This is a genomic window from Pseudomonas sp. ES3-33 (genome assembly GCF_000952175.1).
Lineage (GTDB): Bacteria > Pseudomonadota > Gammaproteobacteria > Pseudomonadales > Pseudomonadaceae > Aquipseudomonas > Aquipseudomonas gregormendelii.
In genome coordinates this window covers 1-21815 of sequence record NZ_JZRI01000157.1, presented here as the reverse complement: position 1 = coordinate 21815, position 21815 = coordinate 1, and the positions used below count along the sequence as shown (strand labels likewise).

General features: G+C 57.7%; 15 protein-coding genes and 1 pseudogene. 11 read left to right on the top strand and 5 right to left on the bottom strand.

The window, feature by feature from the left end:
* Nucleotides 1-30: 30 nt before the first annotated feature.
* Entirely contained in the window at nt 31-1959 is a 1929-nt protein-coding gene (locus UB23_RS26775; protein WP_045062401.1) for a transglycosylase SLT domain-containing protein, read from the top strand.
* Between the two features lie 88 nt (nt 1960-2047).
* Here the strand turns inward: UB23_RS26775 and UB23_RS26770 are convergent.
* Nucleotides 2048-2508: pseudogene (locus tag UB23_RS26770) on the bottom strand (REP-associated tyrosine transposase).
* Nucleotides 2509-2699: 191 nt separating this feature from the next.
* Nucleotides 2700-4475: an ABC transporter transmembrane domain-containing protein gene (locus UB23_RS26765; protein ID WP_177328602.1), complete on the bottom strand. Its 1776-nt coding sequence runs from the start codon at nt 4473-4475 to the stop codon at nt 2700-2702.
* A gap of 234 nt (nt 4476-4709) precedes the next feature.
* Here UB23_RS26765 and UB23_RS26760 point away from each other — a divergent pair, with 234 nt between their 5' ends.
* Entirely contained in the window at nt 4710-4889 is a 180-nt protein-coding gene (locus UB23_RS26760; RefSeq protein ID WP_045062396.1) for a PA1571 family protein, read from the top strand.
* Nucleotides 4890-5105: 216 nt separating this feature from the next.
* Here the strand turns inward: UB23_RS26760 and pdxB are convergent, their stop codons facing one another.
* Entirely contained in the window at nt 5106-6254 is a 1149-nt protein-coding gene (pdxB, locus tag UB23_RS26755; RefSeq protein ID WP_045062394.1) for a 4-phosphoerythronate dehydrogenase PdxB, read from the bottom strand.
* Nucleotides 6255-6627: 373 nt separating this feature from the next.
* On the opposite strand from pdxB, the gene UB23_RS26750 reads away from it, so the two are divergent.
* Nucleotides 6628-8028 carry an MATE family efflux transporter gene (locus tag UB23_RS26750; RefSeq protein WP_045062392.1) on the top strand — a complete coding sequence of 467 codons (1401 nt, stop codon included), beginning with the start codon at nt 6628-6630 and terminating at the stop codon, nt 8026-8028.
* 97 nt (nt 8029-8125) lie between these two features.
* On the opposite strand, the gene tusA is transcribed toward UB23_RS26750, so the two are convergent.
* Both tusA and rlmM read right to left on the bottom strand, forming a co-directional pair.
* Nucleotides 8126-8377 (bottom strand): sulfurtransferase TusA, encoded by a 252-nt coding sequence (tusA, locus tag UB23_RS26745; protein ID WP_045062389.1) that lies wholly within the window; start codon nt 8375-8377, stop codon nt 8126-8128.
* 188 nt (nt 8378-8565) lie between these two features.
* The gene (gene rlmM, locus UB23_RS26740) at nt 8566-9639 is read right to left on the bottom strand and encodes a 23S rRNA (cytidine(2498)-2'-O)-methyltransferase RlmM (RefSeq protein ID WP_045062387.1); all 1074 of its coding nucleotides are present in this window, start codon (nt 9637-9639) and stop codon (nt 8566-8568) included.
* A 222-nt stretch (nt 9640-9861) separates the two neighbouring features.
* On the opposite strand from rlmM, the gene acnA reads away from it, so the two are divergent.
* From acnA to wecC, 8 genes are all read left to right on the top strand, one after another.
* Complete coding sequence (acnA, locus tag UB23_RS26735) at nt 9862-12603, top strand: aconitate hydratase AcnA (protein ID WP_045062385.1); 2742 nt, start codon at nt 9862-9864, stop codon at nt 12601-12603.
* Nucleotides 12604-12962: 359 nt separating this feature from the next.
* Nucleotides 12963-13754, top strand: coding sequence for a CPBP family intramembrane glutamic endopeptidase (locus tag UB23_RS26730; RefSeq protein WP_045062383.1), 792 nt, complete (start codon nt 12963-12965; stop codon nt 13752-13754).
* Nucleotides 13755-13967: 213 nt separating this feature from the next.
* Nucleotides 13968-14402 carry a low molecular weight protein-tyrosine-phosphatase gene (locus UB23_RS26725; RefSeq protein ID WP_045062381.1) on the top strand — a complete coding sequence of 145 codons (435 nt, stop codon included), beginning with the start codon at nt 13968-13970 and terminating at the stop codon, nt 14400-14402.
* A gap of 24 nt (nt 14403-14426) precedes the next feature.
* Nucleotides 14427-16664: a polysaccharide biosynthesis tyrosine autokinase gene (locus tag UB23_RS26720; RefSeq protein ID WP_045062379.1), complete on the top strand. Its 2238-nt coding sequence runs from the start codon at nt 14427-14429 to the stop codon at nt 16662-16664.
* Nucleotides 16665-16728: 64 nt separating this feature from the next.
* A complete protein-coding gene (gene rfaH / locus UB23_RS26715) occupies nt 16729-17247 on the top strand; it encodes a transcription/translation regulatory transformer protein RfaH (RefSeq protein ID WP_045062571.1) in 519 nt (172 codons plus the stop codon).
* A 764-nt stretch (nt 17248-18011) separates the two neighbouring features.
* Nucleotides 18012-19403, top strand: a complete 1392-nt coding sequence (locus tag UB23_RS26710; protein ID WP_045062570.1) for an undecaprenyl-phosphate glucose phosphotransferase — start codon at nt 18012-18014, stop codon at nt 19401-19403.
* An 80-nt stretch (nt 19404-19483) separates the two neighbouring features.
* Nucleotides 19484-20614: a non-hydrolyzing UDP-N-acetylglucosamine 2-epimerase gene (gene wecB, locus UB23_RS26705; RefSeq protein ID WP_082069255.1), complete on the top strand. Its 1131-nt coding sequence runs from the start codon at nt 19484-19486 to the stop codon at nt 20612-20614.
* 57 nt (nt 20615-20671) lie between these two features.
* A partial coding sequence (wecC, locus tag UB23_RS26700; protein ID WP_045062378.1) for a UDP-N-acetyl-D-mannosamine dehydrogenase occupies nt 20672-21815 on the top strand: 1144 nt, incomplete at its 3' end.

Genomic DNA, 21815 nt, shown 5'->3' with positions numbered 1-21815 from the left:
CTTGTCATGATTTCTCTGCCCGGATGTCTCATGCGCAGTCGCCTTTTCAGTCTTTTTTCATGTTTGCTTCTTTCTGCCTCTGCCATCCAATCAGCCCAGGCGGTGGACCTGTCCACCCAGCGCCAATACTACGACGAAGCCAAGCGCGCGCTGGCGAAGGGCGATACCGGCCCTTATATGCGCTACAGCCAGGCCCTGGCCGATTATCCGCTGGAACCTTACCTGGCGTATGACGAGCTGACCGCGCGCCTGAAAACCGCCAGCAATGCCGAAATCGAGAAATTCCTCGCCGAGCACGGTGACCTGCCCCAGGCCAACTGGATGAAACTGCGCTGGTTGCGCTGGCTGGCCGAACGCGGCGACTGGGCACCCTTCGTCAAGTATTACGACCCCAAGCTCAACTTCACCGAGCTGGATTGCCTGAACGCGCAATACCAGATCGGTCACAACCAGAAATCCGAAGGCTACGCCAACGCCAACAAGCTGTGGCTCACCGGTAAATCCCTGCCGGCCGCCTGCGACGGCTTGTTCGGGGTGTGGGCCGCCGATGGTCAACTGACTGAACAGAAACGCTGGGAGCGCACCAAGCTCGCGGCCCAGGCGCGCAACTATCCGCTGGCCAACAGCCTGGTCAACGGCCTCACCACCCTCGCCCCCCGCGGCCGCTTGCTGGTGGATGTAGCGCAGAAGCCCGAGCTGCTCAACCAGCCGTCACGTTTCACCCCGGCCGATGAGCCGATGTCCGACGTCGTCAGCCTTGGCCTGCGCCGCCTGGCGCGCCAGGACCCGGACAAGGCCATGGCCCTGCTCGACGGCTATGCCAGCAGCATGCATTTTTCCCGCGATGAAAAAGTCGCCATTGCCCGGGAAATCGGCCTGACCCTCGCCCGCCGGTTCGACGCCCGGGCGCTGGAGGTGATGACCAAGTACGACCCTGAGCTGCGCGACAACACCGTTTCCGAATGGCGCCTGCGCCTGTTGCTGCGCCTGGCGCGTTGGGATGATGCCTATCAGCTGACTCGCCGCCTGCCCCAGGACCTGGCGACCACCAACCGCTGGCGCTACTGGCAGGCCCGCAGCCTGGAACTGGCCCAACCGCAGAACCCGGAAGCGCAGACGCTGTACAAGGGCCTGGCCCGCGAGCGTGACTTCTATGGCTTCCTGGCCGCCGATCGTTCGCAATCGCCCTACTCGCTGAACAACAAGCCGCTGGTGTTGAGCCAGGCGCTGATCAACAAGGTGCGCAATACACCGGGCATTCGCCGCGCGCTGGAGTTTCATGCTCGCGGGCAGATCGTCGACGGTCGCCGCGAGTGGTATCACGTCAGCCGCCACTTCAACCGCGATGAAATGGTCGCCCAGGCCAAACTGGCCTATGACCTGAAATGGTATTTCCCGGCGATCCGCACCATCAGCCAGGCGCAGTACTGGGACGACCTCGATATCCGCTTCCCGATGGCCCACCGCGAAACCCTGGTGCGTGAAGCCAAGGTCCGCGGCCTGCATTCGAGCTGGGTCTTCGCCATTACCCGCCAGGAAAGCGCCTTCATGGACGACGCCCGCTCCGGCGTCGGCGCCAGCGGCCTGATGCAGCTGATGCCAGCCACCGCCAAGGAAACTGCACGCAAGTTCAGCATTCCCCTGGCTTCGCCTCAGCAAGTGCTCAACCCGGACACGAACATCCAACTCGGCGCCGCCTACCTGAGCCAGGTCCACGCCCAGTTCAACGGCAACCGCGTCCTCGCCTCCGCCGCCTACAACGCCGGCCCGGGCCGCGTACGCCAGTGGCTGCGCGGTGCCGATCACCTGAGTTTCGACGTGTGGGTGGAGAGCATTCCGTTCGATGAAACCCGGCAGTACGTGCAGAACGTGTTGTCGTATTCGGTGATCTACGGGCAGAAGCTGAATTCGCCGCAGCCGCTGGTGGATTGGCATGAGCGGTATTTTGATGATCAGTAAGATACGGTGAAGCAAGATCAAAAGATCGCAGCGGTGCCCCCGTAGGAGCTGCCGAAGGCTGCGATCTTTTGACTTTTGCTTCTGATCTTCAAACCCAAATCGCATCCCACAAAGGATAATCACCAACCCGCCGAACCAACCCCGCCCGCAACGGATTCATGACGATGTACCTCGCCACCCCCCCTTGATATCTTCATCGCGGCGCAACGCGCGGTCGTAATACCCCCTCTGCCACACTCGCCCCTGATCTCCACGCAGCAGATTGATCGAACGGCTGCTCCTGGACTTGATGCGACACATCAATTCCGCGAGCGTCCCGTGCTTAAGCTCAATCAGCCAATGCAGATGATCCGGCATCACAACCCATGCCATGGAACTGATCGCCGCCCCCTCATCGGCGCAGCGCAATTGATCCACCAACAGGCGGCCCAAGCGCCAGTCAGCAAACACCGGCTGGCGCTGATGAGTGACTGCTGTCAGCAGATAAATACGACCCTGCTCAGAAAATCTGGACGTACGCAGGCGACATCCGTTTGCGGCGATGGGCATTCCGTTGCCCTCCCTGAAACATGCAGATTACTCAAGGTTAGCCCAGCGATTTAAAGCCGCTGATTTGCGCGATTTCTGCATATTTCCGAGTGCCGATCCCTGGTCGGTTACTTGGTCGGTTACTTAGTCGGTTACTTAGTCGGTTACTTAGTCGGTACTGGGTCGGTATTGGGACAGCCAGTGCCACTCATTCACGCCCCTTCATGCCCATCACTGAACTGCAACGCCGCCAACCGCGCATACAGCGCATTCCCTGCGATCAGTTCCTGATGCGTCCCCACGGCGACCAATTTGCCCTGATCCATCACCGCGATACGGTCGGCGTTTTTCACCGTGGCCAGGCGGTGGGCGATGACCAGGGTGGTACGGTTTTTCATCAGGCTGGGCAGCGCTTGCTGGATAAGGTGTTCGCTCTGGGCATCGAGGGCGCTGGTGGCTTCGTCGAGCAGCAGGATGGGGGCGTCCACCAGCAGCGCACGGGCGATGGCCAGGCGTTGGCGCTGGCCGCCGGACAAGCCCAGGCCGCCGTCGCCGAGGTGGGTCTGGTAGCCGTCGGGCATCTGTTCGATGAAGTCGTGGGCATAGGCGATTTTCGCCGCTTCCTGCACCTGGGCCAGGGTGGCGTCCGGTCGGCCATAGCGGATGTTCTCTTCAACGCTGCCGAAAAACAGCGCCGGGTTCTGCGAGACCAGCGCGAAACAGCGGCGCAGGTCCAAGGGGTCGAGCTGGGTCAGTGGCACGCCATCGAGCAGGATGCGCCCGGCGATGGGGTCGTAGAAGCGCAGCAGCAGGTCATACACCGTCGACTTGCCAGCCCCCGAAGGCCCGACCAGGGCCAGGGTTTCGCCGGCATGGATGGTCAGGCTCAGGCCATCCACCGCGTAGCTGTCCGGCCGCGAGGGGTAGGAAAAACGTACATCCTCCAGCACCAGATCGCCGGCGACCCGCTCGGGCAAGGTCACCAGCCCCGAGGTCGGCGGCTGGATGATGTTTTCCGAGCGCAGTAACTCGGCAATGCGCTCGGCGGCGCCAGCGGCACGTTGCAGTTCACCAATCACTTCGCTCAAGGTGCCGAACGCGCTGCCGACGATCAGGCTGTAAAAAACGAAAGCCGCCAGCTCGCCCGCGGAAATCCGCCCGGCAATCACGTCCATGCCGCCCACCCACAACATCACGCCCACCGCCCCCAGCACCAGCACAATCACCAGGGTAATCAGCCAGGCGCGCTGGAAGATCCGCTTGCGCGCGGTCTCGAACGCCTGCTCCACGGTCACGGCAAACCGCTGCTCGTCCTGCACTTGATGGTCATAGGCCTGCACGGTCTTGATCTGGCCCAGGGTTTCGGACACGTAGCTGCCGATGTCGGCGATACGGTCCTGGCTCAGGCGCGACAGGCTGCGCACCCGGCGACCGAAGATCAGGATCGGCGCAATCACCAGCGGCAAGGCGACCACCACGATGCTGGTGAGCTTGGGGTTGGTGATGAACAGCAGGATCACCCCGCCGATCACCATCAACAAATTACGCAGGAACAACGACAGCGAAGAGCCGATCACCGATTGCAGCAAAGTGGTGTCGGCCGTCAGGCGCGACTGGATCTCGGAGCTGCGGTTGTCCTCATAAAAACCGGGATGCAGGTAGACGAGGTGGTTGAACACCTGCCGGCGAATGTCCGCGACCACCCGCTCGCCGATCCACGACACCAGGTAAAAACGCGCAAAGGTGCCGACCGCCAAGCCCCCCACCAGCAACATGAACAGGCCGATGGATTGGTTGAGCAGATGCGGTGACTGGGTCATGAACCCCTGATCCACCAGCAGTCGAATGCCCTGCCCCATGGACAGGGTGATGCCCGCCGTGGCAATCAACGCCAACAACGCGCCGAGCGCTGGCCAGCGGTACGGTGCGAGAAAACGACTGGTCAGGCGAATGGCACGGCGGTGACGGGCAGAAAGCATCAAAATCATCCAGGTGCGCCACGGCGCGGTGGTTTGAAGGGAACTTGTGTAAATCACAATGAGTCAGGTTAATTATGACCGCAAGGCCTAGGCGCTAGACGCTATTGGTCTAAAGTCCGGGTGGCAACCCTGCGTTATTTCTGGTGGACTGTCGATGCCGTTCAGGAAAGACCGCAGGGACTGTCACAGCCCGGTCACCAGGCGGTTTTATAGTAAGCACACAACCTGATGAGGAGACAGGCCATGTCCTTGCAACACAGCAGCGAAGACAAGATTGAAGTGATTCGTACACAGCCCGGCCAGTCTCTGGGTTGCTCGATTATCGACGAGCAAGGGCGCGAAGTGCCAATCACTGAAGACATGATCCAGGACGCTTGCCGCGACCTGGAGAAGCGATTGGTCGAGCCTGCCAAACAAGATTGATATAGCCCGTCTTCTTGACCCGGCCCTTATGGCCGGGTTTTTTATGGGCGGTTTCTTAACCCCGCCTTGATGGCCGGGTTTTTATGGGCGGTTTATGGCATACCCCTGTAGGAGCTGCCGCAGGCTGCGATCTTTTGATCTTGCTTCTGGTTTTTTACAATCAAGAACCAGATCAAAAGATCGCAGCCTTCGGCAGCTCCTACGGGAAGGTAGGCGCTACGCCGGGATTGAGGTGGCCCCTAATGCCGCCACGATCTTTTGCAACTCCACAGACTCCCCCTCAACCCGCACCTGCAGCCCATCAATCTCCCGGCGCAACGGGTAATGCTTGCGCAGTGCATCAAACGCCGCACGCTGCTCGCTCACACTTCCAACAAGGCTGCGACGGAAATCCGCATCATCACGGCGTGGGTCGTACACCCCGCGGCACAACATCGCCAGCGCCCAGGCCGGGTCGGTCTGGGCGTTGAGGGTGACCTGCGCCAACCAGGGCGCCGGCAGCAGCTCACTCAGGCTGACCGTCGCCGGCTGCCCAAGGAAATCGCAAAACGCCTGATAGATCTGCGCCGTGCCGCGCTGCTTGCCATCGAGGCTGTAACCGGCAATGTGCGGCGTGGCCAACACGCACAGGTCCGCCAGCGCCACATCCACCTCAGGCTCACCTTCCCAGACATCCAGCACCGCCTGCAGGTCTTCGCGCTGCAGCAGCACGTTGCGCAAGGCGGCGTTGTCGACCACCGGGCCGCGGCTGGCGTTGATCAGCCAGGTGCCGGGTTTGAGCTGGCTCAGGCGATCGCGGTCGAACAGGTGCCAGGTGGACTGCGCGCCGTGTTTTTTCAGGGGGGTGTGCAGGCTGATGACATCGCAGCGCTCGATGACCTGCTCCAGGCTGACAAAATCACCGCCCTCAGCGCTCTGGCGCGGCGGGTCGCAGACCAGCACGTTCCAGCCCAGGCCCTTCAGCACTTCAACCAGGCGACCGCCCACTTCACCGGCACCCACCACGCCATAAGTGCGCTGCTTGAGGTCCGCGCCCTCGATCTCGGCCAGGGTCAACAGGCTGCCCAGCACATAGTCGACCACGCCCCGGGCGTTGCAGCCCGGAGCGCTCGACCAGCTGATGCCGGCTTGCTGGAAGTAGTCCAGGTCAAGGTGATCGGTGCCGATGGTGCAGGTCCCGACAAACCGCACCTTGCTGCCTTCAAGCAAAGCGCGGTTGACGTTGGTCACGGAACGCACCAGCAACACGTCGGCCTGCTCAACGGTGGCGCGATCAATCGACCGCCCCGGTACCCGGCGGATCTCACCGAAGGATTCGAAAAAGGCATCGAGTAGCGGGATATTTTCGTCGGCAACGATCAGCATGGTGGGCTCCTTTGGGGGATCGGCAGTGTAGGCGCAGATGCCACCCACCGCCTAGCACCGATCCCTCACCACCCGCAGGAGCTGCCGAAGGCTGCGATCTTTTGACGTTGATCCCAGGACATTCAAACTAACCAACCACCCCCGTAGGAGCTGCCGAAGGCTGCGATCTTTTGACCTTGATCTTCGGGGCATTCGAACCCGTCAAAGCCAAGATCAAAAGATCGCAGCCTTCGGCAGCTCCTACGGGGACTGTGGCGGGATGAGGGAATGGTTTTTGTGCAATTACAAATCCCCAACATAGCTATTTTCCTGACCACTGCGTCAACGCGTAGAATGCCCCGCCTCGCGCATCAATACCTTTGGACGTTACGCCTTGAATTCCGCCACTGACCACGCCTCTACCACCCCCCTCACCCGCCCGGCCCGGGTGCGTCTGGAGCTGAAAAACCTGCTGGGCCTGGCCCTGCCGATCATGATCGCGCAGCTGGCCACCACTGCCATGGGTTTCGTCGACGCCGTGATGGCCGGCCGGGTCGGGCCGCGGGATCTGGCGGCGGTGGCCCTGGGTAACTCGATCTGGGTCCCGGTGTTCCTGCTGATGACCGGCACCCTGCTCGCCACCACCCCGAAAGTCGCCCAGCGCTTTGGCGCCGGCACCCACAGCGAAATCGGCCCGATCGTGCGCCAGGCGCTGTGGCTCGCACTGGTCGTAGGTTTGATGGCCACCGGCATGCTGCTCAGCGCCGAGCCGATCCTGCACCTGATGAACGTCGACCCCGAACTCATCGCCCCCTGCATGCAATACCTGCACGGCATTGCCAGCGGCCTGCCTGCGGTGGCGCTCTACCACGTGCTGCGCTGCTTCAGCGACGGCCTTGGCCGCACCCGCCCGGCCATGGTCCTGGGCTTGTGCGGCCTGGCGCTGAACATCCCGCTCAACTACATCTTCATCTATGGCCACTTCGGCGTACCGGCCATGGGCGGCGTTGGCTGCGGCTGGGCCACGGCGATCGTGATGTGGGTGATGGCCCTGGGCATGGCCGGCTGGGAACGCTGGGCGCCGGCCTATCAGTCGAGCCAGTTGTTCAGCCGCTTCGACTGGCCGCAGTGGTCGGTGATCAAGCGCCTGCTCTCCATCGGCCTGCCAATCGGCATTGCGGTGTTTGCCGAGTCGAGCATCTTCGCCGTGATCGCCCTGCTGATCGGCAGCCTCGGCGCGACCGTAGTGGCCGGGCACCAGATCGCCCTCAACTTCAGCTCCCTGGTGTTCATGATCCCCTACTCCCTGGGCATGGCCGTCACCGTACGCGTCGGCCAGGCCCTCGGGCGCGAGCAACCGCGGGAAGCAAGGTTCGCCGCCGGCGTCGGCATGGGCACCGCGCTGGCGTATGCGTGCATTTCGGCGAGCATGATGCTGTTACTGCGCGAACAGATCGCGACCATCTACACCTCGGATCCGACGGTGATTCATGTCGCGGCGATGCTGATCGTGTATTCGGCGCTGTTCCAGTTCTCCGACGCAATCCAGGTCACCGCAGCCGGCGCCCTGCGCGGTTATCAGGACACCCGGGTAACGATGATCCTGACCCTGTTCGCCTACTGGGGCATTGGTTTGCCCGTGGGCTACGCGCTAGGCCTCACCGACTGGTTCGGCGAACCAAGCGGCCCGAGCGGGCTATGGCAAGGCCTGATCGTCGGCCTGAGCTGCGCGGCACTGATGCTCTCCATCCGCCTGACCCGCAGCGCCCGCCGCCGCATCCGCATCACCCTGTAGGAGCCTGGCTAGCCAGCGATGACGGTGTCACATTCACCATCGCTATCGCTGGCAAGCCAGCTCCCACAAGGTGCTCATCCATGCTCAAGCGAGCTGCTTAAGCGAGTTTCTTGCGAATCCAGTAGAGGTAGGTCCCTGCCTCTTCATGCTGCCCAACCAGTTCATGGTCGAGGAACACACAAAACTTGGGAATGTCACGGCGGGTCGACGGGTCGGTGGCAATCACCTTCAGCAGACCGCCAGGCACCAGGTCACGGATGTGCTGGTGCAACATCATCACCGGTTCCGGGCAGTTGAGGCCGGTGGCGTCGAGGGTGCCGTCGACCGGCGTATCAAGCATTTCACTCATGATTCACTCCTGAAACTGGCCGACATTGTCGCGCAATGTCGGGTGTTCGGTCATCTGTGGCATAACACGCTCCCCCGTAGGAGCTGCCGAAGGCTGCGATCTTTTGATCGTGATCTTGAGCTTTCAAGGTTGCTGAGCATCAAGATCAAAAGATCGCAGCCTTCGGCAGCTCCTACGGGGGGGTGGGGTTAGCGGGACTTGGGCTTCTTTACATCAATCCTGCGCAAATGACAGGTCACCTCTTCCCGGTCGTGATACAGCTGCTTGCAGCCAATCTCCACCCGAATGCCCCGCGCCTTGAAGCCCTCGGCAATCCGCTCCAGCAAGCGCTTTACCTCGGCATAGCGCTGCTTCATCGGCAACTTCAGGTTCACCACCGCCTCACGGCAATGCCCCTCGCCGATCCACTCCTCCAGCATCGCCGCATTGCGCGCCGGCTTCTCGACGATGTCGCACACCATCCAGTCCACCGGCTGCTTGGGCTTGAAGGTGAAACCATCCGCCATCAAATGCTGCACCAACCCGGTTTCCATCAGGCTTTCCGCCATCGGCCCGTTATCGATCGCCGTCACCAGCATGCCGCGGTTCACCAACTGCCAGGTCCAGCCGCCCGGCGCCGCACCCAGGTCCACACCGGTCATGTCACTGTGCAACCGCTCATCCCACTGATCACGCGGGATAAAGTGGTGCCACGCCTCCTCCAGCTTCAACGTCGAACGACTCGGCGCCTCGCGGGGAAACTTCAACCGTGGAATACCCATCGGCCACATCGCCGAATTGTTCGACTCCGCCAGCCCCATGAACACTTCGCGCCCACTCTTGAACGTCAGCAGCAACCGCGGCTTGAGCGGGTCTTCCACCAGCTTGCCCGCCGCCATCAGCGCCTTGCGCAAATGCACTTCGAACTTTTTGCAGAAATTCGACAGCTCCTTGCCATCGTTGGTATCGACCATCTCCAGCCACAAACTGCCACACAGCGGAAAGTCAGCCATGTGCGCCAGGATCACACTGATGCGATCCGTTTCCGGCAGCTCGATAAACATCCCGCGAGCCCACTGGCGCGGGAAAATCAAATCGGCAAAACGCTGCCCGCGCATCAGGCGCTCGGCGCCGTCTTCCTCGGTGCAGATAAATTCGGCAAAGGCGCTGGCAGTCTTGGCCTTGGCATAACCGGCCACGTTCAAACGGGCCGCATGCTCGGAAATCTCGGAGCAGACTTCGCCTTCGAAGCCCGGCCGGCAATGCATAAAGAGGGTGTTCATTATTACTCCTGGGCAGATGGCGAGGAATTCAGCCACTGCGCGATGCCCAGGCTTGCGTTGAAGCAAAGCCTGTCACGAAAACCGGCGCATGATAGCCGAGTTCGGAACCTTGGACCTGTCCATAGAGTCCAGTTATTAGCGTTAAGCCGCAAACAGGACTAGGTTAAGACCTCAGTTCGTCCCCTCAGTCCGTAGCCGTGCGGATCAAAAGGAGTGATCGTAATGCCGTCCCTCGATAGCCTGAAAACCCTCAAAACCCTGCAAGTCGACGACAAGACCTACCATTATTTCAGTCTGCCCGACGCCGCCAAGAGCCTCGGTGACCTCGACAAACTGCCCATGTCGTTAAAAGTACTGCTGGAAAACCTGCTGCGCTGGGAAGATGAAAAGACCGTCACCGGCGCCGACCTCAAGGCCATTGCCGCCTGGCTCAAAGAGCGCCGCTCCGATCGGGAAATCCAGTACCGCCCCGCCCGCGTCCTGATGCAGGACTTTACCGGCGTCCCCGCCGTGGTCGACCTGGCCGCCATGCGCGCAGCCATGGCCAAGGCTGGCGGCGACCCGCAACGCATCAACCCGCTGTCCCCCGTGGACCTGGTCATCGACCACTCGGTGATGGTCGACAAATTCGGCACCGCCGGCGCCTTCGAGCAGAACGTCGACATCGAAATGCAGCGCAACGGCGAACGCTACGCCTTCCTCCGTTGGGGCCAGAGCGCCTTCGACAACTTCAGCGTCGTGCCACCGGGCACCGGCATCTGCCACCAGGTCAACCTCGAGTACCTGGGGCGCACCGTCTGGACCAAAGATGAAGACGGCCGCATCTACGCCTTCCCCGACACCCTGGTCGGCACCGACTCCCACACCACCATGATCAACGGCCTCGGCGTACTCGGCTGGGGCGTCGGCGGCATCGAAGCGGAAGCGGCGATGCTCGGCCAACCGGTATCCATGCTGATTCCGGAAGTCATCGGCTTCAAACTCACCGGCAAGCTCAAGGAAGGCATCACCGCCACCGACCTGGTGCTCACCGTCACCCAGATGCTGCGCAAGAAAGGCGTGGTCGGCAAATTCGTCGAATTCTACGGCGACGGCCTCGCCGAACTGCCCCTGGCCGACCGCGCGACCATCGCCAACATGGCCCCGGAATACGGCGCCACCTGCGGCTTCTTCCCGGTGGACGACGTCACCCTCGACTACCTGCGCCTCTCGGGCCGCCCGCCAGAAACCGTCAAGCTGGTCGAGGCCTACTGCAAAACCCAGGGCCTGTGGCGCCTGCCGGGCAAGGAACCGGCGTTCACCGACAGCCTGGCCCTGGACATGTCCAGCGTCGAAGCCAGCCTCGCCGGGCCAAAACGCCCGCAAGACCGCGTCTCGCTGCCCAACGTCGCCCAGGCCTTCAGCGACTTCATCGACCTGCAGTTCAAACCCACCAGCAAGGAAGAAGGTCGCCTGGAAAGTGAAGGCGGCGGTGGCGTGGCCGTGGGCAACGCCGACCTGGTCGGCGAAACCGATTACGAATACGACGGCCACACCTATCGCCTGAAAAACGGCGCCGTGGTCATCGCCGCCATCACCTCCTGCACCAACACCTCCAACCCCAGCGTGATGATGGCCGCCGGCCTGGTGGCGAAAAAAGCCGTGGAAAAAGGCCTGACCCGCAAACCCTGGGTCAAAACCTCCCTGGCCCCCGGCTCGAAAGTCGTCACCGACTACTACAAGGCCGCAGGCCTGACCCAATACCTCGATCAACTCGGCTTCGCCCTGGTCGGCTATGGCTGCACCACCTGCATCGGCAACTCCGGCCCACTGCCGGAACCGATCGAAAAAGCCATCCAGAAAGCCGACCTCACCGTCGCCTCCGTGCTGTCCGGCAACCGCAACTTCGAAGGCCGCGTGCACCCGCTGGTGAAAACCAACTGGCTCGCCTCCCCGCCACTGGTGGTCGCCTACGCCCTGGCCGGCACCGTGCGCACCGACATCAGCAGCGAACCCCTGGGCAACGACCACGACGGCAACCCGGTCTACCTGCGCGACATCTGGCCCAGCACCCAGGAAATCGCCGACGCCGTGAGCCAGGTCAACACCGCCATGTTCCACAAGGAATACGCCGAAGTGTTCGCCGGCGACGAACAATGGCAAGCCATCGAAGTGCCGCAAGCCGCCACCTACGTCTGGCAGGACGACTCCACCTACATCCAGCACCCACCGTTCTTCGACGACATCGGCGGCCCGCCGCCGGTGGTCAAGGATGTCGCCGGCGCCCGGGTCCTCGCCATGCTCGGCGACTCCGTCACCACCGACCACATCTCCCCCGCCGGCAACATCAAGGTCGACAGCCCCGCCGGCCAATACCTGCGCAGCAAAGGCGTGGATCCCCGGGACTTCAACTCCTACGGCTCGCGCCGCGGCAACCACGAAGTGATGATGCGCGGCACCTTCGCCAACATTCGCATCCGCAACGAAATGCTCGGCGGCGAAGAAGGCGGCAACACGATCTACATCCCCACCGGCGAAAAAGTCGCGATCTACGACGCCGCCATGCGCTACCAGGCCGCCGGCACCCCGCTAGTCGTCATCGCCGGCCAGGAATACGGCACCGGCTCCAGCCGCGACTGGGCCGCCAAAGGCACCAACCTGCTGGGCGTCAAAGCCGTCATCGCCGAAAGCTTCGAACGCATACACCGTTCCAACCTGGTCGGCATGGGCGTACTGCCCCTGCAATTCAAACTCGACCAGAACCGCAAAAGCCTCAACCTCACCGGCAAGGAAACCCTCGACATCCTCGGCCTGACCGGCGTCGAACTCACACCGCGCATGAACCTGACCCTGGTCATCACCCGGGAAAACGGCAGCCGCGAGAAGGTCGATGTGCTGTGCCGGATTGATACGCTAAATGAGGTTGAGTACTTTAAATCGGGAGGGATTTTGCATTACGTGCTGCGCCAGTTGATTGCTTCGTAACTGCGGACGATGTTGGTGCTTCAGGCCCTGTTTCTTCGGTAACGGCGCCTGGAGCCCTTTCAACCAATGACTTGAATGCACTCGAACCACTGTGGGAGCCAGCCTGCTGGCGATGGCGCCCTCACAGCCAACCAATCTCCCACGACCAAACCCAATCCACTGTAGGTGCAAGCTTGCTCGCGATGGAGGTTAACGATATATCCCTGTGCTCAGTATTCGCGCTATTAAAAGCACCGGTGCTTGGGTCAAACCGCAGCTAGTACTCGGTGTCGTCTTCAATTTTGAAATGCAGGATCCACGACCCTATCTGCCTAAATGCCCCACACTAAAGCGAGCTAACCTGAAACAAGGAAATGTTCATGCTCGTAATGCCCTGGCCATACCTGACACTCCTCACCGCCGGCTACGTCCTGGCGCTCACCTACGGTCAACTGTCCCTCCAGGCCAGCATCCCCATCACCCTGCTCCTGCTAACCGGCTTCGCCGTCCAACCCCAAAACCACCGCTACGCCCGCTACCTAGGCCACAGCCTGTTCGTGCTCATCGCAATCGCCCTGGCCCTCCACTACCTGCCCGGCTTCCACAACGCCCAGGTCATCGAGCCGCAACGCTTCAGCGACAACGCCGTACCCTTCTCGATGTACCTCAACCTCGACAAACCCCTGCTCGGCTTCTGGCTCCTGCTCGCCTGCCCCTGGATCATCGCCCGCCGCGCCTTCAGCCCCACCCTGAAAACCGGCGCCATCGCCCTGACCCTCACCGCACTCGCCACCTTCACCTGCGCCTGGCTGCTGGGCATCATCCAATGGGCCCCCAAATGGCCCGACGTCGCGCGCATCTGGCTCCTCAACAACCTGCTATTAGTCACCCTGGTAGAAGAAGCCCTGTTCCGCGGCTATATACAGGGCGGCCTGAGCCAACGACTCAAACACCTCCCGTACGGCGAAAACCTCGCCGTGTTACTTGCTGCAACAGTTTTTGGGCTCGCGCACTGGGGCGCCGGGTGGCAGTGGATGCTGCTGGCAACCCTCGCCGGCATCGGCTACGGCCTGGCCTACCGCTTCGGCGGACTGGCCGCCGCCATCGCCACGCATTTCGGCTTAAACCTTCTGCATTTTGGGTTATTCACCTACCCAATGCTGGCGGGATAGGCAGGGCGGTCAACCGAACACCCGTATGACAGAAAGTTCCTACAGAGCCTTGACCCTCCCCCCCTACGCCACTAGAGTGCACGCTTTTAAAATGGCCCCGGCAGCATTAATGCACCGGAGAAGGCCGTACTGTTGCGCTGGAAAGGAATTCCATCCCCCTCCTCCTGCTGCCCGTGCGGTCACCACACTCGTTTCCGTAACCTGCGCAGCCCTATGTTCAATAAAATCCTGGTTGTATGCATCGGCAACATCTGCCGCAGCCCCACCGTAGAAGCCCTGCTTAAAAGCAAGCTGGCCCATCGCGGCATCGACGTAAGCTCAGCCGGCCTCGGCGCACTCGTGGACAAATCCATGGACGCCACCGCGCTGGAAGTCCTGCGCGAGCACGGCGCCGACCTGCCAGACCATAAAGGTCGGCAATTGACTCGAGAAATGCTGCAACAGGCCGATGTCATACTGACCATGGAACAGCGCCACGTGGACAGCATCGCGCGAATGGCCCCGGAAGTACGCGGAAAGACGTTCCTGCTAGGCAAGTGGCAGAACAACCAGGAAATTCCCGACCCGTACCGCCAGCAGAAAGTCGCATTCGAACACGTCTACCAGTTGATGACGCAAGGCGTCGACAGCTGGTCGCAAAAATTATAATCACCTCTTGTAAAAGTACCCCGCATGCCAAGCCAAAACAGCCTACCTATTCAGGATCACAGCGACGACGATGATGACATCGACCTGCTCGCGCTATTCGGCACTCTGATCGATAGCAAGTGGATCATTATCGGCATTACCGCATTTTTCTGCGCAGTGGGTGTTGCTTACGCCCTGCTTTCTACTCCTATCTACCAAGCTAATGCGCTTGTACAGGTTGAAGAGAAAAAAGGCGGGATGGCTGCTCTTGGCGGCATGGGTGAAATGAGTGAAATGTTCGGTGGCACCTCTCCGGCTGTGACAGAAATCGAGCTGCTTAAATCCCGTGCTGTATTGGGTAAGGCTGTGGAAAATCTTAAGCTCGACATTCTTGTTGAGCCAAACTACTTTCCACTGATCGGCCATTTTCTGAGCCGACACTTCAAACCAGAGAGCAAAAGCGAGTTAGCTTCACCATTGTTTGGCTTGAACAGCTACACATGGGGAGGCGAAAAACTCGATATTTTCCAATTGGAAGTACCGGATTCATACCTAGGCAAAGGGCTTACGCTGCGCGCTGAAGGCAATAATGCACTTACCTTGCTCAACGATGATGACGAAGTGCTTCTAAATGGCCAAGCTGGCGAGAAGCTTGAGCAAAATGGCTTCAAGCTGCAGGTCTCTACTATTGAGGCTAATGCAGGGGCCGTATTTGGTGTAACCAAGCAGCGCCGTCTTAACTCCATCCTGCAGTACCAAGAAGATGTAGCAGCGGGTGAGCGTGGCAAAGAATCCGGGATAATCTCGCTGTCGCTCGAAAACGAAGACCCAGCGATGGCAAATAGAGTCTTGGATGAAATCAGCCGGCTCTACGTTTTACAGAACGTTCAGCGCAACTCTGCAGAGGCAGCGCAAAGCCTAGAATTCCTGCGCACACAGCTACCTGATGTACGGAAGCAGCTGGAAAAAGCTGAAGGTCACCTTAACGCTTATCAGACAAGCGCACGCTCAGTGGATATCACTATTGAGACAAAAGCGGTACTCGATCAGATTGTGGCCTTGGAGACGCTCATTTCAGAACTTAAGCTGAAGCAAGCGGAAATGGAGCACCGTTTCACCCGCGAACACCCGGCTTACCAAGCCTTGATGACACAAATGGGTCAGCTCGATCAACAAAAACGTGGGCTCGAAAAGAAAGTAAAAAATCTCCCTGAAACTCAGCAAGAACTTCTACGCTTGGCTCGTGACATGCAGGTGACCACCGAGATATATACCCAACTTCTGAACAAGACGCAGGAATTGGATATTATCCGCGCAGGGACGGTCGGCAACGTCCGTATCATCGACTCGGCTGACGCGAATATCGAGAAGCCAGTCAAACCCAAGAAGGCGTTGATTGTTTTAATTGCAACTCTGCTGGGTGGCCTGCTTGCCGTTGCTTACGTACTCATTCGCAAAGCCATGAATCGCGGTGTTGAAGACCCAGAGATCATCGAACAACTTGGTATTCCGGTATACGCTTCCATCCCACTCAGCAAAGGGCAATCCCTGATTGAGGCTAGCCTGAAAGCTGGTGCGCGCCAATCCACTGGATCGCTTCTCCTGGCAGTTAACAATCCTGCGGACCTTGCAGTAGAGTCATTGCGGAGCCTGCGTACCAGCTTGCATTTTGCCACTCTGGAAGCGAAGAACAACATTCTGATGATCTCCGGTCCCAGTCCGGCCGTAGGCAAATCCTTCGTTTCATGCAATTTGGCAGCGATTGTTGCCCAAACAGGACAAAAAGTTTTGCTGGTCGACGCCGATATGCGTAAAGGTTATCTAAATAAGCTGTTCCGTATGGATGTATGCAACGGACTTTCAGACCTCCTAGCTGGTAAAATTGATCTAAATACCGCTACGCATCCAACCGAAGTAGATAATCTGTACATCATCACTCGCGGACAGATCCCACCTAATCCTTCAGAGTTGTTAATGCATAGCAATTTCACTCAGTTCCTTGAAAAGGTAAGCAGCGAATACGACTTAGTCATTATCGACACTCCACCAATTCTGGCAGTGACCGACGCAGCCTTGGTTGGACGGCAAGCCGGCACTAGCCTGATCGTGACTCGTTTTGGTGTTAATGCTGCCAAGGAAATTCAGGTGACGAAGCGCAGATTCGAGCAAAACGGCATCGTCGTCAAAGGCGCAATTTTCAACGCAGTAGAGCGAAAAGCTTCAGCCTATGGCTACGGCAACTACAGCTACTACCAGTACGAATACGCTTCAGACAAAAAGTAGCGCCGGATATCAGGGCGGCGCCGCTGCCCTGATCTACACATGAGAGCCCATGAGAGCCCATCGCATGCCTCCTCAGCACCCGCCACCCCGCTGGTACCTGATCCAGTGCAAGCCACGACAGGACTCGCGCGCCGAAGAGAATCTGACGCGCCAAGCTTTTAAGTGCTACCGCCCCACCCAACACGTAGAACGCATCCAACGCGGCCGCCGCACCACTTCGGAGGAATCATTATTCCCTGGATACCTCTTCATCCAACTCGACCAGCTTAACGACAACTGGCACCCCATCCGCTCAACCCGCGGAGTCAACCAACTGGTCACATTCGGAAAACAGCCGATCGCCGTAGCTGATGAACTCGTCGAACAACTCCAACAACGAACTCAAAATCAACTCTCCAACTATCCCGAGGACTCCATAGCCCTTCTACCCGGTGACCAAGTGCGCATCACCAGCGGCAGCTACCGAGAACTAGAGGCCATCTTCCTCTCCCGCGACGGCGCTGAACGCATCGTAATCCTTCTGCAACTGCTACACCGCGAACACACCCTGAGTGTCCCGATCACAGCAATAGAAAAAACCTGACACCGGTTCACCTATAAAACAAAAACAATCCATCACCTTCCAGCCACTGCCGTCCCCTTTAGGAGCTGCCGAAGGCTGCGATCTTTTGATCTAAACCCCTTCGCAACACCACTCACGTGAGCCGTAATACAATTCTCCACATTCTCCACATTCTCCACATTCGCCACCCAACCTCGCTTCAATGCCCCCTCCCCGCATCCACTGTACCCAAAACGATACCGTCCTAATCCTAAGACTCGCTGGTTACTCCAGATACCACCGCTGTGATCCATCACTCAAAACACACAGCTCCGTATGTAGGATCTTTCTGACAATACTGTTTTACCTTTCCCGCCAAATCAGTAGAATGCGCCGTCGGCTGAGGGCAACCACTCACTCCGGCAGGATGCCATTGCACAGACCTCGCGTTGTGCTGCAGTCAAGGACGGACTCATCTCCTCTGCTTGCCATTAACCGAGCCAAGACTCGGCCTGCCTGATTGATCCTCATCCCCAAAAATTGCCAGCGCTTATGCCTACGGCTCACGTCGCACCCACGGCGCACGTTCTCAGGAAATCAACGGTGAATCCTGGGGCGGTAGCGTGCCAAAAACCTTGATATTGGCCAAGACGAAGCGCATTTCCTGCTACGGATACGGGAAGGCCACGACAAAGACCGGTTTGAGCCTAAGACCAAATAGTAACTGCAGCTGAATGGAGGCACTTCCTTCATACAGCGGACATTGCCCGGATGGCTATGTCCATTTCAACGCAAGGGACATTATTTTGATTCGCAAGCGCAACAGCTCACTTCCAGCTGGCCGCGGCCTCACCTTCTGGGCCCAATGGGTGGCTGCCATTTCGGTTCTCATCCTTCTGCTCTGTGCATTGGCGATGATGAAAACCGGGGAAGTCGACACTCAGTATCGAATCCTTAGCGTGCTCATGCTGCTCGGATCAGTCCCCGCATACTCCATGATGCAGGTCTATCACAAACAGCATGGTTATCTCGTCGGGCTTGGTCGCCTGCTGGCGGGTTGGATGACCCTTCTTTCGGGTCTGATGGTGATGGCTTTTATCACAAAGACTAGCGAACTTTTTTCACGTGAAGTGATAATCACCCTCGCGCTAAGCGGTTTCGCTCTGCAAGCAGTCCTATATGTGCCATTGCACAATCTCGCCAAGCGCTACCAACAAAAACTTCAAGCAGCTCGCACGTCTCTGATTGTCGGAACTGGCGAGTTGGCCCTCGACCTCGCAGATAAACTTGCTAGGCAAAAAAACGAACCCTTGATTGGGCTCGTAGCTGCGCACGATCATCCGTTATCTGCCCAAGGCCTTTATCCAATTCTGGGCAACCTCGCCCATCTTAGGGACCTGATCTCAACACATCGGATCCGCCGTCTTTACATAGCGCTACCATTGAGCGAAGCCGAACAAATCGAAAGCCTTTACATTGACTTGCTCGATTCGAGCGTGGACGTGATTTGGATACCCGACCTGCAAAGTTTGATATTGTTGAACCACTCGGTATCGGAGATCGAAGGCCTACCAGCCATTCACCTTAATGAAAGCCCACTGACTTCATATCCTACAGCAGCACTGTCTAAGGCTGTGCTGGATCGCAGTGTAGCGTTGATAGCGATCATCTTACTCAGTCCGATACTTTTAGCCACTGCAATTGCGGTTAAATGGTCATCACCCGGACCTGTGTTGTTCAAGCAGAAGCGCCACGGCTGGAATGGCAAAATAATTAAGGTATGGAAATTTCGCTCCATGAGAGTTCACGATGATCAGGAAGTAAAGCAAGCCAGTCGCGGTGACCCAAGAATCACCCGTGTTGGTCAATTCATCCGCCGCACTTCTATTGATGAGCTACCGCAGCTATTCAACGCCCTCCAAGGCCGAATGTCGCTAGTAGGCCCACGCCCTCACGCGGTTGCGCACAACGACTACTATACCGGGAAAATTGATGCGTACATGGCACGCCACCGGATCAAACCAGGAATAACCGGACTAGCACAGATCAGCGGTTTTCGTGGAGAGACAGCAACTATCGAGAAGATGGAAAAGCGCGTGGAGCTTGACTTAGCTTATATAAATAATTGGTCGTTGTGGTTGGACATAAAAATACTTATTAAGACGCCGTTTACCCTGCTGTCTGAAAACATCTACTAGCACTTGTCGCAATTTTGGAAGCGCGCAGTATTCAACGCGACTACGAAATCAATGGTTACTAATATTATGGTTTGCGCTCAATGAAAACTCTTTGCGTCTTCGGCACCCGCCCCGAAGCAATCAAGATGGCTCCACTGGTTCTAGCACTGGCCTCTGATGACCGCTTCGAGTCAAAAGTCTGCGTCACGGGGCAGCATCGCGAAATGCTAGACCAAGTACTTGACCTTTTCGGCATCAAACCTGAGTTTGATCTCAACGTTATGAAACCCGGCCAGGATCTGACAGACGTGAGTACGGCGATATTGCAAGGGCTGAAGCACACTTTCAAGCAGTTCAAACCAGATATCGTTTTAGTTCATGGAGACACCGCAACCACTTTTGCTGCCAGCCTAGCCGCCTATTACCATCAGATTCCGGTAGCACATGTGGAAGCAGGCTTGCGAACTGGCAACCTCTACTCGCCATGGCCTGAGGAAGGTAATCGCAAGCTGGCTGGAGCTCTCGCCAACTTGCACTTTGCTCCAACAGAAACATCGCAGTCCAACCTTTTACGGGAAGGTGTTAATCCTACAGCTATAATCGTAACAGGTAACACAGTAATTGATGCTTTGCTGGATGTTGTGGCACGCCTAGATCAGGATCAAGAACTAAACTCGAAAGCAGCTGCACCATGCGCATTCCTTGATCCAAGTCGGAAATTAATACTGGTAACTGGACATCGACGGGAAAGTTTTGGTGATGGGTTTGAGCGAATTTGTCAGGCGTTAATGGAAGTTGCCCAGCAAAATCCAGAGATAGACATAGTTTACCCAGTACATCTCAATCCTAATGGACGCGAGCCAGTTAACCGCCTATTGACTGGGATAAAAAATATTCACCTTATCGCCCCATTAGACTACCTGCCATTCGTCTACATGATGAGTCGAGCACACATCATCCTGACAGACTCTGGCGGGATTCAGGAAGAAGCACCATCATTAGGCAAGCCAGTATTGGTCATGCGTGATACAACTGAACGACCAGAAGCAGTAGCTGCAGGCACCGTAAAACTTGTGGGCACGGAAACGGTCAACATCGTTCGGGAGTTGAGCCGCTTACTAACCGACCCATTAGCTTACCGCACGATGAGTTTTGCTCACAACCCATATGGCGATGGAAAAGCGTGCCAGCGTATTCTTGAATCGCTGCTTAGCAATCACGATGTCGTTTGACCCCACTAGTAAGCGCCAGCTATAACAAGTTCAAAATACATTAATCAAGGACGTTTCATGCCTTTCGCAACCATATCTGTCATCGGTCTCGGCTACATCGGTTTGCCCACAGCGGCCGTCTTCGCCTCACGCAAGAAAAAAGTGATAGGAGTCGACGTGAACCAAAACGCGGTAGATATCATAAATCGCGGCCAGATTCATATCGTTGAGCCAGACTTGGACATGGTTGTGCACGCGGCCGTTACCGAAGGCTACCTACGTGCAACCACAAAACCTGAACCTGCTGATGCGTTTCTGATCGCAGTACCTACTCCGTTCAGGGGAGACCACGAACCGGATTTAAGCTATATCGAGTCTGCGAGTAAAAGCATCGCCCCTGTCCTGAAGAAAGGCGACTTAGTCATCTTGGAGTCTACTTCACCTGTAGGCGCTACAGAGCAGATGGCTACGTGGCTCGCCGATGCAAGGCCGGATTTAAGTTTTCCACAAACTCATGGGCAAGACTCAGACATTCGCATCGCTCATTGTCCAGAGCGAGTGCTGCCTGGACATGTTCTGCGCGAATTAGTACAAAATGACAGGGTAATCGGAGGGATGACTTCTAAATGCTCCGAATTGGCCATAAGCCTGTACAAAGTCTTCGTTCAAGGTGAGTGCATCGTCACCAACGCACGCACTGCGGAAATGTGCAAGCTCACTGAAAATAGCTTCCGCGATGTGAACATCGCCTTCGCTAACGAACTATCGATGATCTGCGGTAAATTAGAGATAAACGTCTGGGAGTTGATTCGACTAGCAAATCGCCACCCCAGAGTCAATATATTACAACCTGGCCCAGGTGTCGGAGGTCACTGTATTGCAGTAGATCCTTGGTTCATTGTAAGTAAAACACCTGAACAGGCTAAACTAATTCGTACTGCTCGCGAAGTTAATGATTCCAAGCCAGAATGGGTGATCGAATCTGTGAAAATCGCGATAGCCGAGTTATTGCTTAAAAGACCAAATAAGACTGCAGCGGACTTAACGATTGCATGCTTCGGCCTTGCTTTCAAACCCAATATTGATGACTTACGAAAAAGTCCAGCTCTTGAGATCAGCTTGAAAATCGCACAAATGCATCCGGGACAGGTCTTCGCAGTCGAGCCAAACATAATAGAATTTCAAGATTACAATACCGAGACCATAGAACTAAAAAGTATTG

Coding starts and splice junctions, on each gene's coding strand:
- pdxB (WP_045062394.1), bottom strand. CDS start 6,254: ATGCTGATCGTTGCCGACGAAAATATCCCGCTACTCGATGCCTTTTTC.
- UB23_RS26760 (WP_045062396.1), top strand. CDS start 4,710: ATGTCCTTGCAACACAGCAGCGAAGACAAGATTGAAGTGATTCGTACA.
- tusA (WP_045062389.1), bottom strand. CDS start 8,377: ATGAGTGAAATGCTTGATACGCCGGTCGACGGCACCCTCGACGCCACC.
- UB23_RS26775 (WP_045062401.1), top strand. CDS start 31: ATGCGCAGTCGCCTTTTCAGTCTTTTTTCATGTTTGCTTCTTTCTGCC.
- rlmM (WP_045062387.1), bottom strand. CDS start 9,639: ATGAACACCCTCTTTATGCATTGCCGGCCGGGCTTCGAAGGCGAAGTC.
- UB23_RS26730 (WP_045062383.1), top strand. CDS start 12,963: ATGCTCGTAATGCCCTGGCCATACCTGACACTCCTCACCGCCGGCTAC.
- UB23_RS26720 (WP_045062379.1), top strand. CDS start 14,427: ATGCCAAGCCAAAACAGCCTACCTATTCAGGATCACAGCGACGACGAT.
- UB23_RS26765 (WP_177328602.1), bottom strand. CDS start 4,475: ATGATTTTGATGCTTTCTGCCCGTCACCGCCGTGCCATTCGCCTGACC.
- acnA (WP_045062385.1), top strand. CDS start 9,862: ATGCCGTCCCTCGATAGCCTGAAAACCCTCAAAACCCTGCAAGTCGAC.
- UB23_RS26725 (WP_045062381.1), top strand. CDS start 13,968: ATGTTCAATAAAATCCTGGTTGTATGCATCGGCAACATCTGCCGCAGC.
- wecB (WP_082069255.1), top strand. CDS start 19,484: ATGAAAACTCTTTGCGTCTTCGGCACCCGCCCCGAAGCAATCAAGATG.
- rfaH (WP_045062571.1), top strand. CDS start 16,729: ATGCCTCCTCAGCACCCGCCACCCCGCTGGTACCTGATCCAGTGCAAG.